Origin of the sequence: Paenarthrobacter ilicis, assembly GCF_016907545.1 — a bacterium.
GTDB lineage: Bacteria > Actinomycetota > Actinomycetes > Actinomycetales > Micrococcaceae > Arthrobacter > Arthrobacter ilicis.
This window is the reverse complement of the sequence record NZ_JAFBCD010000001.1, coordinates 276,584-295,134: the sequence shown is the minus strand read 5'-3', so window position 1 is coordinate 295,134 and position 18,551 is coordinate 276,584. Positions and strand designations below refer to the sequence as shown.

At 63.7% G+C, this 18,551-nt stretch carries 19 protein-coding genes; 13 read left to right on the top strand and 6 right to left on the bottom strand.

What is annotated here, in order from left to right; all coding sequences use genetic code 11:
- Positions 1-164: 164 nt before the first annotated feature.
- From JOE60_RS01450 to JOE60_RS01430, 5 genes are all read left to right on the top strand, one after another.
- Complete coding sequence (locus JOE60_RS01450; protein WP_167265610.1) at positions 165-596, top strand: hypothetical protein; 432 nt, start codon at positions 165-167, stop codon at positions 594-596.
- Between the two features lie 336 nt (positions 597-932).
- Positions 933-1,721, top strand: a complete 789-nt coding sequence (locus JOE60_RS01445; RefSeq protein ID WP_167265612.1) for a DeoR family transcriptional regulator — start codon at positions 933-935, stop codon at positions 1,719-1,721.
- Entirely contained in the window at positions 1,718-2,704 is a 987-nt protein-coding gene (locus JOE60_RS01440) for a 1-phosphofructokinase family hexose kinase (RefSeq protein WP_167265614.1), read from the top strand. Before JOE60_RS01445 ends, JOE60_RS01440 begins: the two co-directional genes overlap by 4 nt.
- A gap of 2 nt (positions 2,705-2,706) precedes the next feature.
- Entirely contained in the window at positions 2,707-4,743 is a 2,037-nt protein-coding gene (locus JOE60_RS01435) for a PTS fructose transporter subunit IIABC (RefSeq protein WP_167265616.1), read from the top strand.
- A 37-nt stretch (positions 4,744-4,780) separates the two neighbouring features.
- The gene (locus tag JOE60_RS01430; protein ID WP_167265618.1) at positions 4,781-5,059 is read left to right on the top strand and encodes an HPr family phosphocarrier protein; all 279 of its coding nucleotides are present in this window, start codon (positions 4,781-4,783) and stop codon (positions 5,057-5,059) included.
- An 85-nt stretch (positions 5,060-5,144) separates the two neighbouring features.
- Here JOE60_RS01430 and JOE60_RS01425 read toward each other — a convergent pair whose 3' ends face one another.
- Positions 5,145-6,101, bottom strand: a complete 957-nt coding sequence (locus JOE60_RS01425; protein WP_167265620.1) for a DNA topoisomerase IB — start codon at positions 6,099-6,101, stop codon at positions 5,145-5,147.
- Between the two features lie 42 nt (positions 6,102-6,143).
- Positions 6,144-6,623 (bottom strand): Dps family protein, encoded by a 480-nt coding sequence (locus tag JOE60_RS01420; protein ID WP_167265622.1) that lies wholly within the window; start codon positions 6,621-6,623, stop codon positions 6,144-6,146.
- A 177-nt stretch (positions 6,624-6,800) separates the two neighbouring features.
- Here JOE60_RS01420 and JOE60_RS01415 point away from each other — a divergent pair, with 177 nt between their 5' ends.
- The 3 genes from JOE60_RS01415 to JOE60_RS01405 all read left to right on the top strand — a co-directional run bounded on the left by JOE60_RS01415 (position 6,801) and on the right by JOE60_RS01405 (position 8,387).
- Complete coding sequence (locus JOE60_RS01415; RefSeq protein ID WP_167265624.1) at positions 6,801-7,325, top strand: DUF6328 family protein; 525 nt, start codon at positions 6,801-6,803, stop codon at positions 7,323-7,325.
- Between the two features lies 1 nt (position 7,326).
- Positions 7,327-8,046 (top strand): DUF6766 family protein, encoded by a 720-nt coding sequence (locus JOE60_RS01410; protein WP_167265626.1) that lies wholly within the window; start codon positions 7,327-7,329, stop codon positions 8,044-8,046.
- A gap of 74 nt (positions 8,047-8,120) precedes the next feature.
- The gene (locus JOE60_RS01405) at positions 8,121-8,387 is read left to right on the top strand and encodes a DUF7218 family protein (protein WP_167265628.1); all 267 of its coding nucleotides are present in this window, start codon (positions 8,121-8,123) and stop codon (positions 8,385-8,387) included.
- Positions 8,388-8,394: 7 nt separating this feature from the next.
- Here the strand turns inward: JOE60_RS01405 and ku are convergent, their stop codons facing one another.
- Positions 8,395-9,261, bottom strand: coding sequence for a non-homologous end joining protein Ku (ku, locus tag JOE60_RS01400; protein WP_167265630.1), 867 nt, complete (start codon positions 9,259-9,261; stop codon positions 8,395-8,397).
- A 44-nt stretch (positions 9,262-9,305) separates the two neighbouring features.
- On the opposite strand from ku, the gene JOE60_RS01395 reads away from it, so the two are divergent.
- Positions 9,306-11,756, top strand: a complete 2,451-nt coding sequence (locus JOE60_RS01395; protein WP_167265632.1) for an ATP-dependent DNA ligase — start codon at positions 9,306-9,308, stop codon at positions 11,754-11,756.
- A 77-nt stretch (positions 11,757-11,833) separates the two neighbouring features.
- Here JOE60_RS01395 and JOE60_RS01390 read toward each other — a convergent pair whose 3' ends face one another.
- Both JOE60_RS01390 and JOE60_RS01385 read right to left on the bottom strand, forming a co-directional pair.
- Complete coding sequence (locus JOE60_RS01390; RefSeq protein WP_167265634.1) at positions 11,834-12,094, bottom strand: hypothetical protein; 261 nt, start codon at positions 12,092-12,094, stop codon at positions 11,834-11,836.
- A 60-nt stretch (positions 12,095-12,154) separates the two neighbouring features.
- Entirely contained in the window at positions 12,155-12,355 is a 201-nt protein-coding gene (locus tag JOE60_RS01385; RefSeq protein ID WP_167265636.1) for a hypothetical protein, read from the bottom strand.
- A 239-nt stretch (positions 12,356-12,594) separates the two neighbouring features.
- Between JOE60_RS01385 and JOE60_RS01380 the strand changes: the two genes are divergently transcribed.
- Together JOE60_RS01380 and JOE60_RS01375 are read left to right on the top strand one after the other, a co-directional pair.
- A complete protein-coding gene (locus JOE60_RS01380) occupies positions 12,595-13,374 on the top strand; it encodes a putative protein N(5)-glutamine methyltransferase (RefSeq protein ID WP_167265638.1) in 780 nt (259 codons plus the stop codon).
- 287 nt (positions 13,375-13,661) lie between these two features.
- The gene (locus tag JOE60_RS01375) at positions 13,662-15,296 is read left to right on the top strand and encodes an MFS transporter (protein ID WP_167265640.1); all 1,635 of its coding nucleotides are present in this window, start codon (positions 13,662-13,664) and stop codon (positions 15,294-15,296) included.
- Positions 15,297-15,546: 250 nt separating this feature from the next.
- Here JOE60_RS01375 and JOE60_RS01370 read toward each other — a convergent pair whose 3' ends face one another.
- On the bottom strand, positions 15,547-16,962 hold the full coding sequence (locus tag JOE60_RS01370; protein WP_167265642.1) for an aminotransferase-like domain-containing protein: 1,416 nt from the start codon (positions 16,960-16,962) through the stop codon (positions 15,547-15,549).
- On the opposite strand from JOE60_RS01370, the gene JOE60_RS01365 reads away from it, so the two are divergent.
- The gene (locus JOE60_RS01365; RefSeq protein ID WP_167265644.1) at positions 16,961-17,893 is read left to right on the top strand and encodes a DMT family transporter; all 933 of its coding nucleotides are present in this window, start codon (positions 16,961-16,963) and stop codon (positions 17,891-17,893) included. The genes JOE60_RS01370 and JOE60_RS01365 overlap by 2 nt on opposite strands.
- Positions 17,894-17,919: 26 nt before the next feature.
- Positions 17,920-18,543: an FMN-binding negative transcriptional regulator gene (locus JOE60_RS01360; RefSeq protein WP_167265646.1), complete on the top strand. Its 624-nt coding sequence runs from the start codon at positions 17,920-17,922 to the stop codon at positions 18,541-18,543.
- Positions 18,544-18,551: the final 8 nt, after the last annotated feature.

The window sequence follows — 18,551 nt, the reverse complement described above, 5'->3', positions numbered from 1 at the left end:
CGTCTACCCGCCGTATTGCCACCCTGTCGCGAAAGACGGCAGAATCCTTGCATCTGCGGTGCACCTATGTGCACAATCTTGCTACGGCCCACCCCAATGGACCCAGGCTTTCCAGCTCAAGCAGTCGGGCGTCCCGCATTTTTTTGATGCAGAGGTACAGACCCATGCCGGCCCAGCCAGCGTCCAGAGTTCCGGATGAAGCCCACCAACCACCCGACCCACCCTTGTGGTGCCACCGTTGCAATACGGACAAGCGCCTTGTGGTGAACTCCATCGAGTCCCATTACCCGCCAGTGCCCAACATGGTGGATGTGGCCTATGAGTGCTGCGACTGCAGGTACATCTACCGGCAGGTTGCCTCGGTGCAGAAGGTCGCGGTGATTTTGAACCGGCCGGGCCTGGTCCAGGGCGTGCTCCAGTTTGGGGGCCAGTACCTGCACTGCGGCGAGCCAATGAAAACCAAAAGCTGCGAGCTCCGCAGGATCCAGGCACCCCTGGCACTGAATCCGCGGGAGCCACTGCGCATGTACGAGGTCTTGATCAACACCAGGATCCTGGGCTGCCTTTGCGGATTCCGCATGGAGATTCCGGACTAGGGACCGGAGGCACCAAGAACAAGGGGAGAGGCTGCCTGACCCGCCGGATCCGGCCAACCTGCCTATCGACTACCTGGAAAATGGCTGGAATTCGGGCGCGTATCCCTCCCAAGTACCGCCGTCCCTGCGGCCCCGGAGGCCGGGACATCACCATGACAGCGCGCACGAAAGGATCGCCCGCACCTGACGTAAAACCCCACGCCACCCACCTCCAATCTGTGTTTATGTTGTTTTCTATTGACTTCGCAACATAAACAAAGATAGAGTCAAGCAATTCCACATCGTTGTGACAGCAGTCACGCGAACGGATCTTGGCTTTACCGCAATGGAGGGTAAGTGTTCGCAGAAGAGCGCCAACAAAAAATCTCCGCACTCGTCGCAGAGCGCGGCCGCGTCAGCGTCACCGACCTCGCCGACCGTTTCAGCATCACCACGGAAACAATCCGTCGCGACCTCGCGGCCTTGGAAGTTTCCGGCAGCCTCCGCAGGGTCCACGGCGGAGCGGTTCCCACGGACCGCCTCAGCACCCGTGAGGAAAGCATCTTTGAGCGCGCCATCCAGCGCCAGGGTGAGAAGCTGCGGATCGCCCAGGCGGCACTCGCCCTCATCCCCCAACTCACCAGCGGCAGCGTACTTCTCGACGCCGGATCCACTACCGAAACGCTCGCTGACCTGCTCGCCCAGCGCACCCCTGCAAATGTCTCCGACGAACTTGTAGTCATCACCCACGCCATTCCCATCGCCGGCAAACTCTCCTCCACTCCGGGGATAGCACTCCAGATCCTGGGTGGGCGGGTCCGCGGACTGACGAAGGCCGCCGTCGGGCAGTCCACGGTGGAAGCTGCCTACCGGCTGCGGCCGGACATCGCCTTTGTGGGTGCCAACGGCATCCACCCCGATTTTGGGCTGAGCACGCCCGATCCCGAGGAAGCCGCCGTCAAGGCTGCTTTTGTCCAGTCCGCCCGTCGCGTGGTGGCATTGGCCGATTCTTCCAAGCTGGACGCCGAAACGCTGGTCCAGTTCGCCGCACTGAAGGATGTTGACACTTTGATCACAGACTCTGAACCTTCCCCCGAGCTTGCCCGGGCTTTGGCCGATGCCGGCGTTGACGTGGTGATCGCATGATCGTCACCTTGACCGCCAACCCCAGCCTGGACCGGACCGTTGAACTGCCCGGCCCACTGTCCCGCGGCGAGGTCCAGCGCGCCGTTGCCGTGCACCAGGAGTCCGGCGGAAAGGGCGTCAACGTTTCCCGCGCCCTGGTGGCATCCGGCTTGGAAACCCTGGCTGTCCTCCCGGGCGGGGACCAGGATCCCGTTCTTTCAGGACTGCTCGACGCCGGTGTGCCCTACGCCGCGCTGCCCATCGGCCAGGCGCTGCGCAGCAACGTCACCCTCACCGAACCCGATGGCATCACCACAAAGATCAACGAACCCGGCCCGGAGTTGAGCCAGGAACAGCAGGAAGCCCTGATCGGGTTGCTGCTGGACCGCTCCCGTGGCGCCAGCTGGGTGGTTCTTGCAGGCTCGCTCCCACCGGGGGTTCCTGCAGATTTCTACGCCACAATCGCGCGTCGGCTCCGGTCGAACGCCCAGGGAATGGCCGTCCCCGGCATTGCCATTGACTCCTCCGGGGCGCCGCTCGCGGCCGCTTTGGAGGGCGATGCCGCCGGGAAGCCTGACCTCCTGAAGCCCAACGCCGAAGAGCTCGCCGAGCTTGCCGCGGCCGCGGGATTCACCAATGTCTCCACCGCTGAGCAGTTGGAAGCTGACCCGGCCAAAGCGGCTGAGGCCGCTGCCGCCGTCGTTGCCAGTGGTGTAGGTGCCGTTCTCGCAACACTCGGGTCCAAGGGCGCAGTCCTGGTGACCACCGAGGGTGCATGGTTCGCCACGCACCCGCCCATCAAAGCCGTCAGCACGGTAGGCGCCGGGGACTCGTCCCTGGCCGGCTACCTGCTGGCAGCAACCCAGGGTGGTTCCGCTCAGGACTGCCTTCGTCAGGCCGTGGCACATGGTGCCGCTGCTGCTTCGCTGCCGGGCTCCACTGTCCCGGCAGTCCACCAGACAACCCCCGACGCCGTAACCATCACGGCCCTCCAGAAGGATTAACAGTGACCCAGCTGATCACACCCCAATTGGTCACCCTTGACCAGAACCTGGGCGACTCCCCTGCCGACGTCATCCGCGTCCTGGCCGGCAAGGTTGCCGCAGCAGGCCGTGCTTCCGAGGTTGAAGGGCTCTTCACCGACGCCTTCGCCCGCGAGCAGAAGACCGCCACGGGCGTGCCGGGCGGCATTGCCATCCCCCACTGCCGTTCGGCTGCCGTCACTGAGCCTGCCCTGGCCATGGCCCGCCTGTCACACAAGGTGGACTTCGGTGCCAAGGACGGCCCGGCAGACCTGATCTTCTTCATCGCAGCACCGGACGGCGCAGACCAGGAACACCTGAAACTCCTGTCCAAGCTGGCCCGCTCGCTCATCAAAAAGGACTTCACGGCAGCGCTGCGCGCGGCTTCGTCCGATCAGGAGATCGTGGACCTGGTCGACGGCGCCCTGGCGGACAAGCCGGCCGCACACGCTGCACCGGCCCCCGAGGCGGCTGCAGCAGCCAGCACGACGACGGCTGCCGCACCCAAGCGCATCGTAGCCGTGACCGCTTGCCCCACCGGTATTGCGCACACCTACATGGCGGCTGATTCACTGGTTGCCGCAGCGCAGGAAATGGGCGTGGACCTGCAGGTGGAGACCCAGGGTTCCTCCGGCGCAAAGCCGTTGGATCCGGCCGTGATTGCCGCCGCCGACGCCGTCATTTTCGCTGTGGACGTCGATGTCCGCGGCAAGGAGCGCTTCGCCGGGAAGCCGGTCATCAACGCTCCGGTCAAGCGCGGCATCGACGAACCCACCAAGATGGTTCAGGAAGCTTTGGCCGCCGCCGAGGATCCGCATGCACGGCGCGTCCCGCACTTCGGTGCCGAAGAGCAGGCTGACCGCGAAGCCGAGGAAAAGGGTGAGCACATCGGCCAGAAGCTGAAGCGGGCACTCCTGACCGGCGTCAGCTACATGATCCCGTTCGTGGCAGGTGGCGGCCTCCTGATCGCGCTTGGCTTCCTGATGGGCGGATACCTGATCACCGGGTTCGCGGACAAGATTGTGGTTGAAAACAGTATCTTCAACCTGCCCACCGAGTTCCCGGATAACGCCTGGGGTCCTTTGGGCGCCTACATTGGCGCGGTGCTGTTCAAGATCGGCGCACTGTCACTTGGCTTCCTGGTTCCGGCCCTGGCCGGTTACATCGCTTACGCCATTGCTGACCGCCCGGGCATTGCCCCCGGCTTTGTGGCCGGTGCGGTATCCGGCTTCATGGGCGCGGGCTTCCTGGGCGGCATCGTCGGCGGCCTCCTGGCCGGCTACGTGGCTTACCAAATCGGCAAGCTGGACGTTCCCCGCTGGCTCCGCGGCCTGATGCCGGTGGTCATTATTCCGCTCCTGGCATCACTGGTGGCATCCGGCTTGATGTTCCTTGTGTTGGGTGCACCGATTGTTGCCCTCACCAACGCCCTGAACACCGGATTGTCCAGCCTGACGGGTGCCGGCGCAGTTGTCCTGGGCATCATCCTTGGCCTCATGATGTGCTTCGACCTCGGCGGCCCCGTGAATAAGGTTGCCTACGCCTTTGCCGTTGCAGGCCTCGGCGCTGCGAGCGTCACCAACCAGGCCCCGTGGCAGATCATGGCAGCAGTCATGGCCGCAGGCATGGTTCCCCCGCTCGCCATGGCCCTGGCCACCGTGCTGGACAAGAAGCTCTTCTCCTTGGCCGAGCGCGAGAATGGCAAGGCAGCCTGGCTCCTGGGAGCCTCATTCATCTCCGAAGGTGCCATCCCCTTCGCGGCAGCCGATCCCCTGCGCGTCATCCCGGCCAGCATGGTGGGCGGCGCTGTGACCGGCGCCCTGTCCATGGCCTTCGGAGTCACGTCCAAAGCACCCCACGGCGGACTGTTCGTCTTCTTCGCAATCGACAACTTCCTGCTCTTCTTCCTCTCGATCGCCGTGGGCGTGGTCATCACCGCAGTCCTGGTCATCGCGTTGAAGCGCTGGGCCGTGAAGAAGCCTGTGGAAACAGAAGCCGCTCCGGCAACCGTCAGCGTCTAGAATTCCCACTAAGTCATCCACCACAAAAGGAGAACCCATGCCTGAACGTACAGCCACCATCGCGAGCCGCGTCGGCCTTCACGCCCGCCCGGCAGCCATCTTCGCAGAGGCCGCAGGTGACTTGGATGTAGACGTCACCATCGCCCGCCAGGGCGAGCCGGCAGACGACGCCATGGATGCCGCCAGCATCCTCTCCCTTATGAGCCTTGGTGCCGCCCACGGAGACGTCGTTGTGCTGCGGGCCGAGGGCGACGGCGCAGACGCTGCGCTGGACACCTTGGTCAAGATCCTTGAAACGGATCACGACGCCGAGTAAGCACGCAATAACCCGGCGCACAGCGCCAACAGAAAAGGGGCCACTGATATCAGTGGCCCCTTTTCTGTCTGTGGAATCGAGTGGGTCAGCTTTGCTTGTCGATCAGGAATGCGGCAATGGAAGGCTCCGTGGCTTTGACGTCCTCCAGTTCACCCTCCAGGTAGGCCTCCACTATCCGGGGGTCAACATAGGAGGTCCGCGCCACCGTGGGAGTGTTGCCCAGTAGCGCTGCTGCGTCCTTCATGGCCTTCACCAACGCCTGCGGCCTGGTCATGGTGCCGTTGGAGTCCAACAAACTCAGCGCGGCCGTGGCGGTGCCTTTCCACGTTCGGAAATCCTTTGAGGTGTACGCCGCGCCGGCAATGCTGCGCAGGTACTCGTTGATCATGGAAGCATCCACCGGCACCCAACCGCCGTCGGTCTTGTAGGACAGCAGCCGCTCCTTGCCCGGCCTGCGGGACAAGGGTTCCAGGAAGTCCGCCAGGGCGGAATCGTTGATGGAGGTGTCCCACAACTGGCCGCTCTTGCCCAGGAACTTCAGTGCCACAGCCCCGTCCTTCACCTTGGCGTGCCTGCAGCGGAGCGTGGTGAGCCCGTAGGAACCGTTCTGGCGCATGTAACTCTCCGAACCCACGCGGAGGGCTCCAAGGTCCATGAGCCTGACGGCGGCAGCGACGGTCTGCTGCTTTGGCGAGGACGTGTCCTTCAACTGCAGCGTGACGGCACGCCGGATGGAGGGGAATACCGAGCCCAGTTCCGCAGCCCGCTGGAACTTCTCGGAGTCCTTACGTTCCCTCCACCGGGGGTGGTACATGTACTGGCTGCGCCCTGCCGCGTCCACCCCTGTCGCCAGGATGTGGCCGTGATCGTAGGGAGCAATCCATACGTCGGTCCATGCAGGAGGGATCGCCAGCGCATTGATGCGCTGGCGATCCTCCGGGCTGACCAAGCTCCCGTCCGGGTGACGGTAGCTGAACCCCTTGCCAACTTTGCGGCGGGTGATGCCTGCCTTGGAAAGGTCGCTTCGTTTCAGCCTGGGCATGTCCTGGCGCCCGGTCCGCGATCAGCCTGGTCCGCGTTGCTGCTAGGCCTCGTCCGGATCCGTGACAGCGGCACCCGCGGTCATGATTTCGGCGTTGATCATCCACACCAGTTGCTCCAGCCGCGAGATGAACGCGTGCAGGAGGTCCGCTGTGGTGGGATCTTCCTCATCCACGTCATCGTGGACGTCGCGCATGGTCTGGACCGCGCGCTCAACACGGTCCGTGACTACCTTGACGGCCTCTTTGGTGTTGATCAGGCCGGCGGGGAACTCTTCCAAACGGGTTCCCTTGGCGATGGTGGCGCTGCGGCCGTCCGGCAACGCGTGGAGTGCGCGCATGCGCTCTGCGGTGTCATCGGCGAACTCGCGGGTTGCCACAACAAGCTCGTCCAACTGAAGGTGGAGGTCCCGGAAGTTGGGTCCCACAATGTTCCAGTGCGCTTGCTTTCCCTGGAGCTGCAGCTCAATAAGGTCTGTCAGGACGATCTGAAGATTGTCTGCAAGCTTCTGTGACGCTTTCATGTGTTCCTCTCGTGGACGTTCATTGAGTACAGCCAGCCTTTCATAAGGGTGCTTAGTAGTACAATGAAAAGTGTCGCTGTTCACGGCTGGCGAACTACATTCACCAGTCAAGCACACACGGGAATTGTGGAATAGCGCAGGAACTATTCCAAGGGAATCAGCTGCAAAGGTGGACCCATGGCAGAGCCTGACCAGATACCGCGAATCGGCCGGAACGAATCCACCGAGGAACGGATGGACCGCAACTGGATGGAACTGATCCAAGAGATACGGGTCCTCCAGACGGGGGTCCAGATCCTTGGCGGCTTTCTCCTCACCCTCCCCTTCCAGTCCCGGTTCGGGGAACTGGATGACTGGCAAAAGAATCTGTACCTGTTCAATGTGATGACCGCGGCCCTGACCACCGTCCTGATAGTCCTGCCGGTCAGCGTCCACAGGAGACTCTTCCGCCACGGCCTCAAGACAGTGCTGGTGGCCAGCGCTGACATCATCACCAAATGGGCCTTGGCCGGGGTCGCCCTGTTGATAGCAGGCTCTGCTTCCTTGGTTTTCGACGTCACGGCAGGGCGGACAGCGGGACTGGTGGCCGGCGCAAGCGTCATCCTGGTGTTGCTGGTGTTTGTGGTGGCAATGCCTATCTGGCTGCAACGCCGGGCCGTAGTCACCGGCGACCGCGACGGCGATCGCGAAAAGGAGGTGTGACATGCTGCGGGACGTTCACCGGCAGGATGCGCCGGGTACTCCCTCCCGTGACCACCCGGTCCGCCGTTGGGTCAAGGAACACGGGCTCTTGCTGGCAAATGGTGGACTATTCCTGGCCTTTTTTGGCGGAATGATCATTTCCGGTGCGGCAAATTACAGTGAGGAACAACAAACCCACGGCGGACCTCCTGTCAGCATTGCCGGGTATTTGGGCACGGGCCATTTTGTGGAGGCAGTGTTTGAAAACTGGGAGTCGGAATTTCTTCAAATGGCCACGTACGTGGTCCTCACGGTCTTCCTCTTCCAAAAAGGTTCCTCCGAGTCCAAACCCCTGGGCAAGCCCTCCCCGCAGGACGAAGATCCCCGGGAGGCTGAGCGGACGGCCAAGACTCCCTGGCCGGTGAGGCGTGGCGGCTGGGTGCTGAAGGTCTACGAGCACTCCCTGTCCGGGCTGCTGGCCCTTCTGTTCCTGGCCTCCTTCACCCTGCACGCCATAGGAGGCACGGCGGCTTACAACGAGGAACAGCAAAGCCACGGCCTGCCTCCGGTGTCCACATGGGAGTATCTTGGCTCCAGCCAGTTCTGGTTCGAGTCTTTCCAGAACTGGCAGAGCGAGTTCCTGGCTGTGGCCGTCCTGGTAGGGGCTTCGGTGTACCTGCGCGAGCGGGGATCGCCCGAATCCAAACCTGTTGCCGAGCCCCACTACGAAACGGGTGCCTGAAGAAACAGCCACCGGACCCGCCGCCAAATAATTAACCCGTCAACACATCGCCCCAACGGAAAGGACCGCGCGCAATGCCCGAGAAGAAAAACCCCAGCATCAAGGACCCCGAACTTTACGAGGAACTGCGTAAGGATGGCGCGTCAAAGGAAAAGGCTGCACGCATTTCCAACGCGGCAGCCGCACGGGGACGCAAGGAAGTGGGACGCAAAGGCGGTAAGTCCGGGGACTACGACGATTGGACCGTGGACAAATTGAAGACCCGCGCCAAGGAACTGGGGCTGTCCGGCTATTCCGGAAAGAAGAAAGCCGAACTCATTTCCATGCTGCGGAACCACTGATTCCTCATCAGGCCTTTTTCTTGGCCCGCGCTTTGGGCTTGCTGGCCGCCTTGCCGGCGGCAGCGTCGTCGTCGGACGCTTTCTCTTTGCCGCGTTTCTTGTCCAGGCTGCGCTTCAGCGCTTCCATGAGGTCGATGACGTCGCCGCCGTCCCCCTCTCCTTCCACGTTGCCGAAGGTGGCCTCGGTGTCCAGGGCCTCGCCCTTTTCCAGCTTGGCCTCGATCAGCGTTTTCAACTGTGCCTGGTAATCGTCCGTGTACTCGTCGGGGTCAAAGTCGTGGGCCATGGACTCCACCAGCGCCGATGACATCTCGAGTTCCTTGTCCGAAATCTTGATGTCGGTTTCAAGTGACGGGAACTTTGCTTCGCGGACCTCATCGCCCCACAGCAGCGCCTGCAGCAGCAGCACGTCGCCGCGGACCCGCAGGGCACCCAAGCGGGTTTTCTGGCGCAGGGCATATTGGACAATGGCGATCCTGTCGCTGTCCTCAAGGGTCTGCCGGAGCAGCATGTACGCCTTGGGAGACTTGGAGTCCGGCTCCAGGAAGTAGCTGCGCTCGTACATGATGGGGTCCAGCTGCTCAGCGGGAATGAATTCCACCACTTCGATTTCACGGCTGTTCTCTTCCGGAAGGGACTTCAACTCCGCCGAGGTCAGGACAACGGTCCGGCCCTCTTCCTCGTACGCCTTGTCAATGTCCTCGTAGGCAACAACCTGATCGCAGATTTCGCATTTCCGCTGGTACCGGATGCGCCCGCCGTCCTTATTGTGGACTTGATGCAGGCTGATGTCGTGATCTTCCGTGGCACTGTAGAGCTTCACTGGTACGTTGACCAGACCGAACGCGATGGATCCCTTCCAAATGGCCCTCATTGACCCAGTCAACCGCACAACCCAGCCCAGGAGAAGAGGACACGGTGGCAGGCAAGCAGCAAGAGCGCGTGAACGTTGAAGGCCATGAGCTCACCCTCACCAACCTGGGCAAGATCATTTACCCGGAAACCGGCACCACCAAGGCCGAGGTGCTGGAGTACTACGCCGCCGTGGCGCCGTTCCTGATCCCCGCCGCAGCCAACAGGCCCGTAACCCGCAAACGCTGGGTCAACGGCGTGGGGACAGACGAGCACCCGGGCCAGGTGTTTTTCCAGAAGAACCTGGAGGACTCCGCTCCCACGTGGATCCCGCGGGCCGCCATCCAGCATTCGGACCACACCAACGTCTATCCGATGGTGAACAACCTGGCCACGCTCACGTGGATGGCCCAGATCGCGTCCTTGGAAATCCACGTGCCTCAGTGGCAGGTGGATGCGGCGGGCAAGCCCCTGAGGCCGGACCGCTTCGTCCTGGACCTTGACCCGGGCCCGGGCGCCGGGCTGCCGGAATGCGTCGAGGTTGCCCTCCTGGCCCGTTCCATCCTGCAGGACATGGGCATGGACCCGGTTCCGGTGACCAGCGGCAGCAAGGGCATCCACCTCTACACGGGGCTGGAGGGCACGTTGACCTCGGAGCAGGTGTCGGCCTTCGCCCACGAGCTCGCCCGTGCGCTGGAGTCCGACCACCCGGATCTGGTGGTCAGCGACATGAAGAAATCCCTCCGCGAGGGCAAAGTCCTGGTGGACTGGAGCCAGAACAGCGGCAACAAAACCACCATCGTCCCCTACTCCCTGCGCGGCAGGGCACAGCCAACGGTGGCCGCGCCCCGGACGTGGGAGGAACTGGAATCACCGTCCCTGGAGCATCTGGACTTCACCGCTGTCATGGAGCGGATCCGGACGGGCACGGACCACTTTGCACCCATCTCCGATCGGCACTTGCCGCCACACGGCGTGACCGCGGAAAGCCGGCTCGCCAAGTACATAGGGATGCGCGATCCCGGCAAAACGCCGGAACCGTTTCCGTCGTCGCCCGTCCCCGCTACGGCCTCCCAGCCGTCCTCCGCCCAACCAGAACCGGGCGACCCGCCGCCATCGGGGGGCATTTTTGTGATTCAGGAACATCATGCGCGGCGCTACCACCTGGATTTCAGGCTGGAACATGGGGGCGTCCTGGCTTCATGGGCGCTCCCGCGGGGGGTTCCTGAGACCACCGAGCGGAACAACCTGGCCGTCCACACCGAGGACCACCCCCTGGAGTACGCCACTTTTGCGGGGGTCATTCCCAAGGGCGAGTATGGCGCCGGGACCATGACCATCTGGGACCACGGCGACTACACCTGCGAGAAGTGGCGCGACGGCAAGGAAGTGATCGTCACCGTCACGGGCCAGCCGGGTGGCGGTTTGGGCGGCACCAAACGGTTTGCGCTGATCAACACCGGGGACCGCTGGCTGATCCACCTGATGAAGGAGCAGCCCGGCGGCCGGAAACCCGTGGCGGCCAAGCAGCAGGCACCCGAAACCCAAACCGAGCCCCTGCGCGATTACGCGCCCATGCTGGCGACCTCAGGAACCACCGCCGATCTTCACGGTGATGACTGGCTGTTCGAGCTCAAGTGGGACGGCATCCGGGCGGTCGTCACGGGTACCCGGGAGAACGTTCGCTTAATGAGCCGGAATGGAAACGACCTCACGGCCACGTACCCGGAGCTCACGCACCGCGCCGACTGGCCTGAGGGCGAATTTGTGGCGGACGGGGAGATCGTGGCGCTGGGCAAGAACGCCGCGCCGGACTTCGGCAGGCTGCAGCTCCGGATGAACCTGGCCAAGGCGGCGGACGTTGAGAAAGCCCGGACCGCCGTTCCGGTGCAGCTGATGCTGTTCGACCTCATGTACGACGACGGCGCTGACCTCAGCGGGTTGACCTACAGTGAGCGCCGCGAACGGCTGTCCGCCTTCGCCGGGCGGTTGTCCTCCGGTTCACCCCTGCACCTCTCGGCAGTCCTGGACGACGACGTGGAGGATCTGATGGCCAGCGCCGGGGAGCTCGGCTTGGAGGGCGTCATGGCCAAGAAGGCCGACAGCCGGTACGTGGGCCGCCGCAGCAAGGCGTGGCTCAAGCTGAAACTGGAGCAGAGCCAGGAAGTGGTGGTGGGCGGTTGGCGGCCCGGGGCAGGAGCCCGCGGTGAAACATTCGGTGCACTGCTGCTGGGAATTCCGGACGGTGACCAGCTGCATTACGTGGGCCGCGTGGGCACTGGTTTCAAGGATTGGCAGTTACGGGACATCATGGCTGAACTGGAACCCCGGGAAATCAGCGAATCGCCGTTTCGGGATATTCCCCGGGAGGACGCGGCCGGGGCGCACTGGGTCACCCCCGAGCTGGTGGCGGAAGTGGCGTTCGGGAACTGGACCGGACCTGGGCGGCTGCGTCATCCGGTGTGGCGTGGTTGGCGCTCCGACAAGTCCTCCGAGGACGTGGCCCAGCCCAACTAGGTCGCATTTGTGCGCGTTCTGAGAGCTCAAAACGCGCACTGCTGCGACCTAGTTGGGTGTGGGTCGCCGGCAGGAGCTTAGGACGAGTGCGGCATCTGCGGCCGGCTGGTCCGGTGGGTGGCCGTAACAGCCGCACCCTGGCCCATCCGGCCGTGCGCTTGCTCGCGGTCCTTGGAGTGGCGGTGTTTACCGTTTCCGTCCGGCCACTGGCGGGTTTGGTCCGTCCCCAACGTCATGGCCACGGCTGCCGGTTCCGGCATGGGTGCCATGTCCATGGACTCCACCAGATGGCTCGCTACTTCAGGATTGATGTTTTCTGCTGAGTGGTTGGCAGTCATGATTCTTCCCTTTCAGTGTGCGGGTTGTGCAGTGTGCGGATGATGCTGTGCGGTAAGGATTTACCAGCGGACTTTCTTCTCGGTCTTTGCCTGCTTGCCGCTGGTGGAGGTGGGCTTGTGCCCCTTTCCGGTGCTCTGCCAGCCGGCGGGCGCTCCCCCGCCCGACTTGCTGGCAAGCATTGCCTTCTGGGCGTCGGTGAGCTTGGACTTGATGCCGCCGGAAGCGGGCTGTGTGTTGTTATCTGACGGGTTGGCAGTCATGTGGACTCCTAAAAGTGTGTGAGCCCTGAAGAGACACGTATCCCGTGTGTTGAACGTTCAAAGGAATGCGCAGACAACGGGAACGGCGTGGAGGCAAGCCTCAACAGGCGTGGATTCTTGTCTTTGAGACGCGTGCAGCGGGCCTATGGAAAGGCGCGGGCCGGTCTACTCAAAAATCAGTGTTCCCATGGGACATACCCTAACCAATCGGCTGCAGGTTTGTGAACCCCTGGACTAGCATGGCACTCGTGATCCGGAGTGCGTTGATCGTCACCACCCTGCGGGCTGCCGGCTGCGTGTTTGCCGAGGATGAGGCCCGCCTGCTGCTCGGCGCAGCGGAATCGCCGGAGGAGTTGGCCGGCATGGTTGAGCAACGGGTGAACGGACTGCCCCTGGAACACATTATTGGGTGGGCTGAGTTCTGCGGACTGCGCATGGCCGTGGATCCCGGCGTCTTTGTGCCCCGCCGCCGCACGGAGTTCCTGGTCCGCCAAGCTGCCGCGATCGCTAAGCCGGGGGCCGTCGTCGTGGATCTTTGCTGTGGTTCCGGCGCCGTGGGCGCAGCCTTGTCCGAGCTGGTGGGCGGGCTGGAACTGCATGCTGCGGACATCGACACCGTTGCTGTCCGGTGCGCCCGCCGGAATGTCGAGGCCCGCGGCGGCCAGGTCCATCAGGGCGACCTCTACCGCGCCCTTCCCGGACACCTCCGCAGACGCGTTGACGTGCTGGTGGTCAACGCCCCTTATGTCCCTACCGGATCCATCGACATGATGCCTCCGGAAGCGCGGCTGCATGAACCGCTGGTGGCGCTCGACGGCGGTGCTGACGGCTTGGCGGTCCAGCGTCGGGTGGCGCTGGACGCACGTGATTGGCTGACACCGGGAGGTTCGCTTTTGATCGAAACGTCGCGTCGGCAGGCGCAGGCCACGGCCCGGATTCTGGCAAGCTCAGGACTCTCCGGAGCAGTGAAGTGGGACAATGAATTCGACGCCACGATGGTCCTGGGAACGGCACCCTAAGGGCCCTTATCCGTCAGCTTTTGGGGCCGATATCAGCATGTTAAGTGGGCTCTGCTAAACAATTTGGTAACAACGGTCTCCTGGAGGCAAGAACCCCTCGACTTCCGCGTGATAGCGGGGTAAAAGCGGGTAATGAGATGGAACACACCTAGGCAATTTGAAGCCTCAAACACCCAAAAAACTCGCTCCCAACTCGGGTTTTCCGGGCAAAACGCGTAAAATTGAAGGCCTGCCCAGAGCGGGGCAGCAGAAGTCGCAAGCAAATGACCTCCCTAGGAGAAGCCCAAATGCCCACAGACCAAAGCAACACCGTCTCTCCGGATGGCGCAAGGAACGCCACAGGACACAAGGTAGCGGCAGGCCGTAACCCGGCCGCCGCAAACGCAATGAACGCAGTAAAGAACGCGGCGAAGAAGACCAAGCTTCGCCCGAGGCGCCGGCTCAAAGAGTCCGACGTCAACGTGGTAAACAAGCCGATGCTTCGCAAAGCACTCGGCGGCACCATCGTCGGCAACACCATGGAATGGTACGACGTCGGCGTGTTCGGCTACCTCATCACCACCATGGGCCCCGTCTTCCTTCCGGAAGCGGACCCGTCGGTCCAGACACTCTTCCTGCTGGGCACCTTCGCCGCGACCTTCATCGCACGACCCCTGGGCGGCATCGTCTTCGGTTGGCTTGGCGACAAAGTGGGCCGCCAGAAGGTGCTTGCAGCAACACTGATGATCATGGCGGCAAGTACGTTCGCCGTCGGCCTCCTGCCCGGCTACGCGCAGATCGGCATTTGGGCCGCAGCGCTGCTGGTGATCCTCAAGCTGATCCAGGGCTTCTCCACCGGCGGCGAGTACGCCGGTGCCACCACCTTTGTGAGCGAGTACGCCCCGGACAAGCGCCGCGGATTCTTCGCCAGCTTCCTGGATATGGGCAGCTACATCGGCTTCGCCCTGGGCGCCGCGCTGGTTTCCGTCCTGCAGCTCACGCTGGGACAGGCAGCCATGGAGGAATGGGGCTGGAGGATTCCGTTCCTGATCGCAGGTCCGCTGGGCCTGATCGCCGTGTACTTCCGCAGCAAGATCGAGGAATCCCCGCAGTTCCAGGCCACCCTTGATGCCCAGGAAGCGTCCGCCAAGGATGCGGCATCGCAGGATGCTGCTGCTGCCAAGGGACCCATGGGCATCATCAAGGCATACTGGCGCCAGATCCTGCTGGCCATGATCCTGGCTGCTGCAGCGAACATTGTTGGCTACGCACTGACGTCCTACATGCCCACATACCTCACGGACTCCAAGGGCTACGATCCCGTCCACGGCACCCTGCTGACCATCCCGGTCCTTGTGGTCATGGCCATCTGCATTCCCCTCACCGGCCGGCTCTCCGACCGTATTGGCCGCCGCCCTGTCCTGTGGGTTGGCGCGGGCAGCACCGTGGTGTTCTCCATCCCGGCCTTCATGCTCATTGGCATTGGTGAGATCTGGTCCACGCTGGCCGGCCTGGCATTGATCGCTTTCCCCGTGACGTTCTATGTGGCCAACCTGGCCTCCGCGTTGCCGGCATTGTTCCCCACCTCCAGCCGTTACGGCGGAATGGGCATTGCCTACAACTTCTCCGTTGCGATCTTCGGTGGAACCACGCCGTTCATTGTGCAGGGACTTATTGAAGGTACGGGCAACGACATGATGCCTGCGTACTACCTCATGGGTACCTCGATCATCGGCGCCATTGCCATCTTCTTCCTGCCGGAATCGGCCCGCCGCCCGCTGCCGGGCTCCATGCCCAGCGTGGACACGCAGGCAGAAGCACGTGAACTGGTGGAAACCCAGGACACCAACCCGTTGATCAACCTGGATCAGATGCCCTTCGATGGCCAGCCCATCGATGATTCATCGTTCCGGAAGGGCAACAAGGACATGACGCCCGCCTAAGGGAAAAGCCTGCGACTTCTGCATGCCACACCGTTAGTTCGCGGCCACCGGCCGCCCACCGCAGCCACCACCACCAAGGCGCTCTCCTTGGCGGGGGTGGCTGCGGCGTTTAAGGGCGCACGACGGCGGCCGGTTGCGGCCGCGCCCGCGTCGCTGCCCCGCGCCTGAGTTGCTGCCCCGCAACCCCGTCGCTCCCCCGCGCCTGCGTTGCTGCCCCGCGACGGGATAGCGGGCGGGCGACGGGATCGCGTCAGGATCCCAGCAACCCCCGCACCTTCCCGCCCATGATCCGCATCCCTTCGGGGAACGCTCCCGGGTTGGGGCCGGCAAAGTTGAGCCGGATATAGGGCCCCTCCGGTTCGGCCGGGAACCATTCCGTCCCGGCCGCAATGAGGACGCCCGCGGCCTCGCAATCGGCGGTGAGTTGCCCGACGTCGAACCCGTCCGGCATCCGGAGCCACAGATTCAAGCCGCCCTTTGGCAAGTGGCTCAGGTGTGCCTCCGGAACATGCTCCCGCAGGCTGGTCACCAGGAGGTCGCGGCGGGACTGGAGCTGGTGCTTGAGGCCGCGCAAGTGCGTCTGCCAGCCCGGCTGCGTGACCACGTCCAGGGCCGCCGCCTGGAGCAGGCCGCTGACGTACATGGACTCGGCCGCCTGCGCGCCCATGATCCGTTCACGTGCCGGGCCGCGCGCGATCACCGCAGCGATCCGGATGGACGGTGACACGCTCTTGGTCAGCGAGCGGATGTACACCACGTGCCCGGAGTCGTCCTTGGCCGCGATCGGGACAGAGGGTGCCGTGATGCCGAAGTCGTGGGCCCAGTCGTCCTCCACCAGGAAGGCTCCATGCCTGCGGACAATCTTCAGCACTTCCTCGCCACGACGTGCCGCCCACTGGGCACCCGTGGGATTGGCGAAATTGGGCTGCGCATAAAACAGCCTGGCACCGGACTCCTCAAAAGCCCTGTCCAGCTCTTCGGGATCCGGCCCCTCCGGACCGCTGGGAACTGGAATCACCTTCACGCCCGCCTGGCCGGCAGCCAGCAGCGCACCCCAATAGCTGGGCGATTCCACCAGCAGAGGCTGGCCGTGGCCCACCAGCCCGCGGAAGATCGAGCTGAGGCCGCTTTGGCTGCCGGGAAGAACCACGACGTCGCTGGGCTGGGGCGGCGTCACGCCAACCGGCGTTGAGGTACTGAGCTCATTGGCGAACCAGGACTGCAGCTCGGGGATACCCTGGGCCGGAGGCCGGGACAAGGCTGCCTCGCCGCGGGCTGCGCGGGTCAGTGCTGCGCGGACCAGACGTTCCGGAAGCAGGTCACGGTCCGGGTAGCCGGAGTGGAACGCGATGACGTTGTTGGAAGCGCTCCGCATGGCGGCTGAGTTCAGCGGACGCGCGGCCTGGGCCGATCGCAGGGCAGCCGTCTGCCAGCCGTAGTCCGACGGCCTCGCTGTCCGGAATGCGCGGACGAACGTCCCAACGCCGGGGCGGCTTTCAATCAGGCCTTGCGCCGTGAGGGTCCGCAGGGCTTTTTGGACTGTCACCGGGCTCGCTTGGTACTCGGCCACCAGGTGCCGGGTTGATGGCAGCTTCGCGCCGGGTGCTGCATCCGAGATCCACTCTTTCAATCGCAGGGCGATCCGGGAACTGCTATCGTTGTTCATGAGTCACAATAGTAGCGCTACTATTCATTCGCGGGCAGTGGTATCCGCCCGCACATCCACCGGAATCTGGTGGGGCCTGCTGGGCGTCCTGGCCTTTTCCTTCACAGTTCCTTTCACCCGCGTGGCTGTTGATGGCATGTCTCCCCTGTTCATTGGAGCCGGCCGGGCCGTGGTCGCCGCACTGCTGGCGGCATTGGCCCTGGGCTTTACCGGGCAGCGGTTGCCCCGCGCTTCCCAATGGGTGCGTTTGGCCGTGGTGGCCGGAGGTGTGGTTGCAGGCTTCCCGCTGCTGACAACTTTTGCCCTCACCAGCACCTCAGCCAGCCATGGAGCGGTGGTGATCGCGCTGCTCCCGGCTGCCACAGCCACAGCGGCCGTGATTCGCGGACGGGAACGCCCGCGTCCCCTGTTCTGGGTCCTGACGCTCACCGGAGTGGTCGCGGCCTTGGTCTTTGCACTGGTCCAGTCCGGAGGGTTCGGCTCGCTCCACTGGGCGGACCTGCTCCTGCTGGCTGCCGTGCTTGCCGCTGCTGTTGGCTACGCAGAAGGTGGCCTGCTGGCCCGCGAACTCGGATCCTGGCAGACCATCTCCTGGGGGCTGGTGGTCGCCTCCCCAGTGATGATCGCCCTGACTGTGGTTTCGCTCAGCTCCGGACTGCCCTCCGCATCCGGCGCCCAGTGGCTCTCCTTTGCCTATTTGGGGGTGGTGAGCATGTTCCTGGGCTTCTTTGCCTGGTACCGGGGCCTCGCGATCGGCCCCATGGCCCAAGTAAGCCAAATCCAACTGGTCCAACCCGTGATGACCATTGCGTGGGCCGGGCTGCTGCTGGGCGAGTCCATCACCTGGACCACCGTGGTGGGTGGCCTGGCGGTGATCATCTGCGCCGGCGCCGCTGTCCGCGTGCGCCTCAACCCGCCGTCGAACTCCTGACCATTCCGGTTCTGAAAGGAACAACCATGTACACCCCAGCGCACTTTGCCGCATCCCCGGAGGCTGTTGACTCGCTCTTGACCGGAGCCAGTGCCGCCAATCTGGTCACCATGTCTGAGGATGGGCTGCTGGCCACGCTCTTGCCGTTTGTTTATGAGCCTACGGTGGGTGAGCACGGCGCCTTGCACGCACATATGGCCCGCAATAACACGCAGTGGTCCTCACCAGCGATCGGCGAGTCACTGATGATCGTCCAAGGTGCCGACGCCTACATTTCGCCGTCCTGGTACGCGTCCAAAGCGGAGCACGGCCGGGTGGTGCCCACGTGGAATTACTCCACTGCCCACGTTTACGGTCAGCTTGTTATCCACGACGATGCCGAGTGGCTGGGCAGGCACGTCCGCCGGCTCTCCAATCACCACGAGGCCGGGATGCGGGACCCGTGGAGCGTGGAGGACGCGCCCCAGCGCTTCATCGCCGGCCAACTGAGGGCGATTGTCGGCGTCGAACTCTTGATTTCCCGGGTGGACGCCAAGGCCAAGCTGAGCCAGAACCGTCCTGCCGCGGACGTCGACGGTGTGATTGCCGGGCTCCGTGAACGTGGTGAGGCTGCGAGCGCTGCCGATGTGGAACGGGCCCGGACCTCGTAGACTCGGCG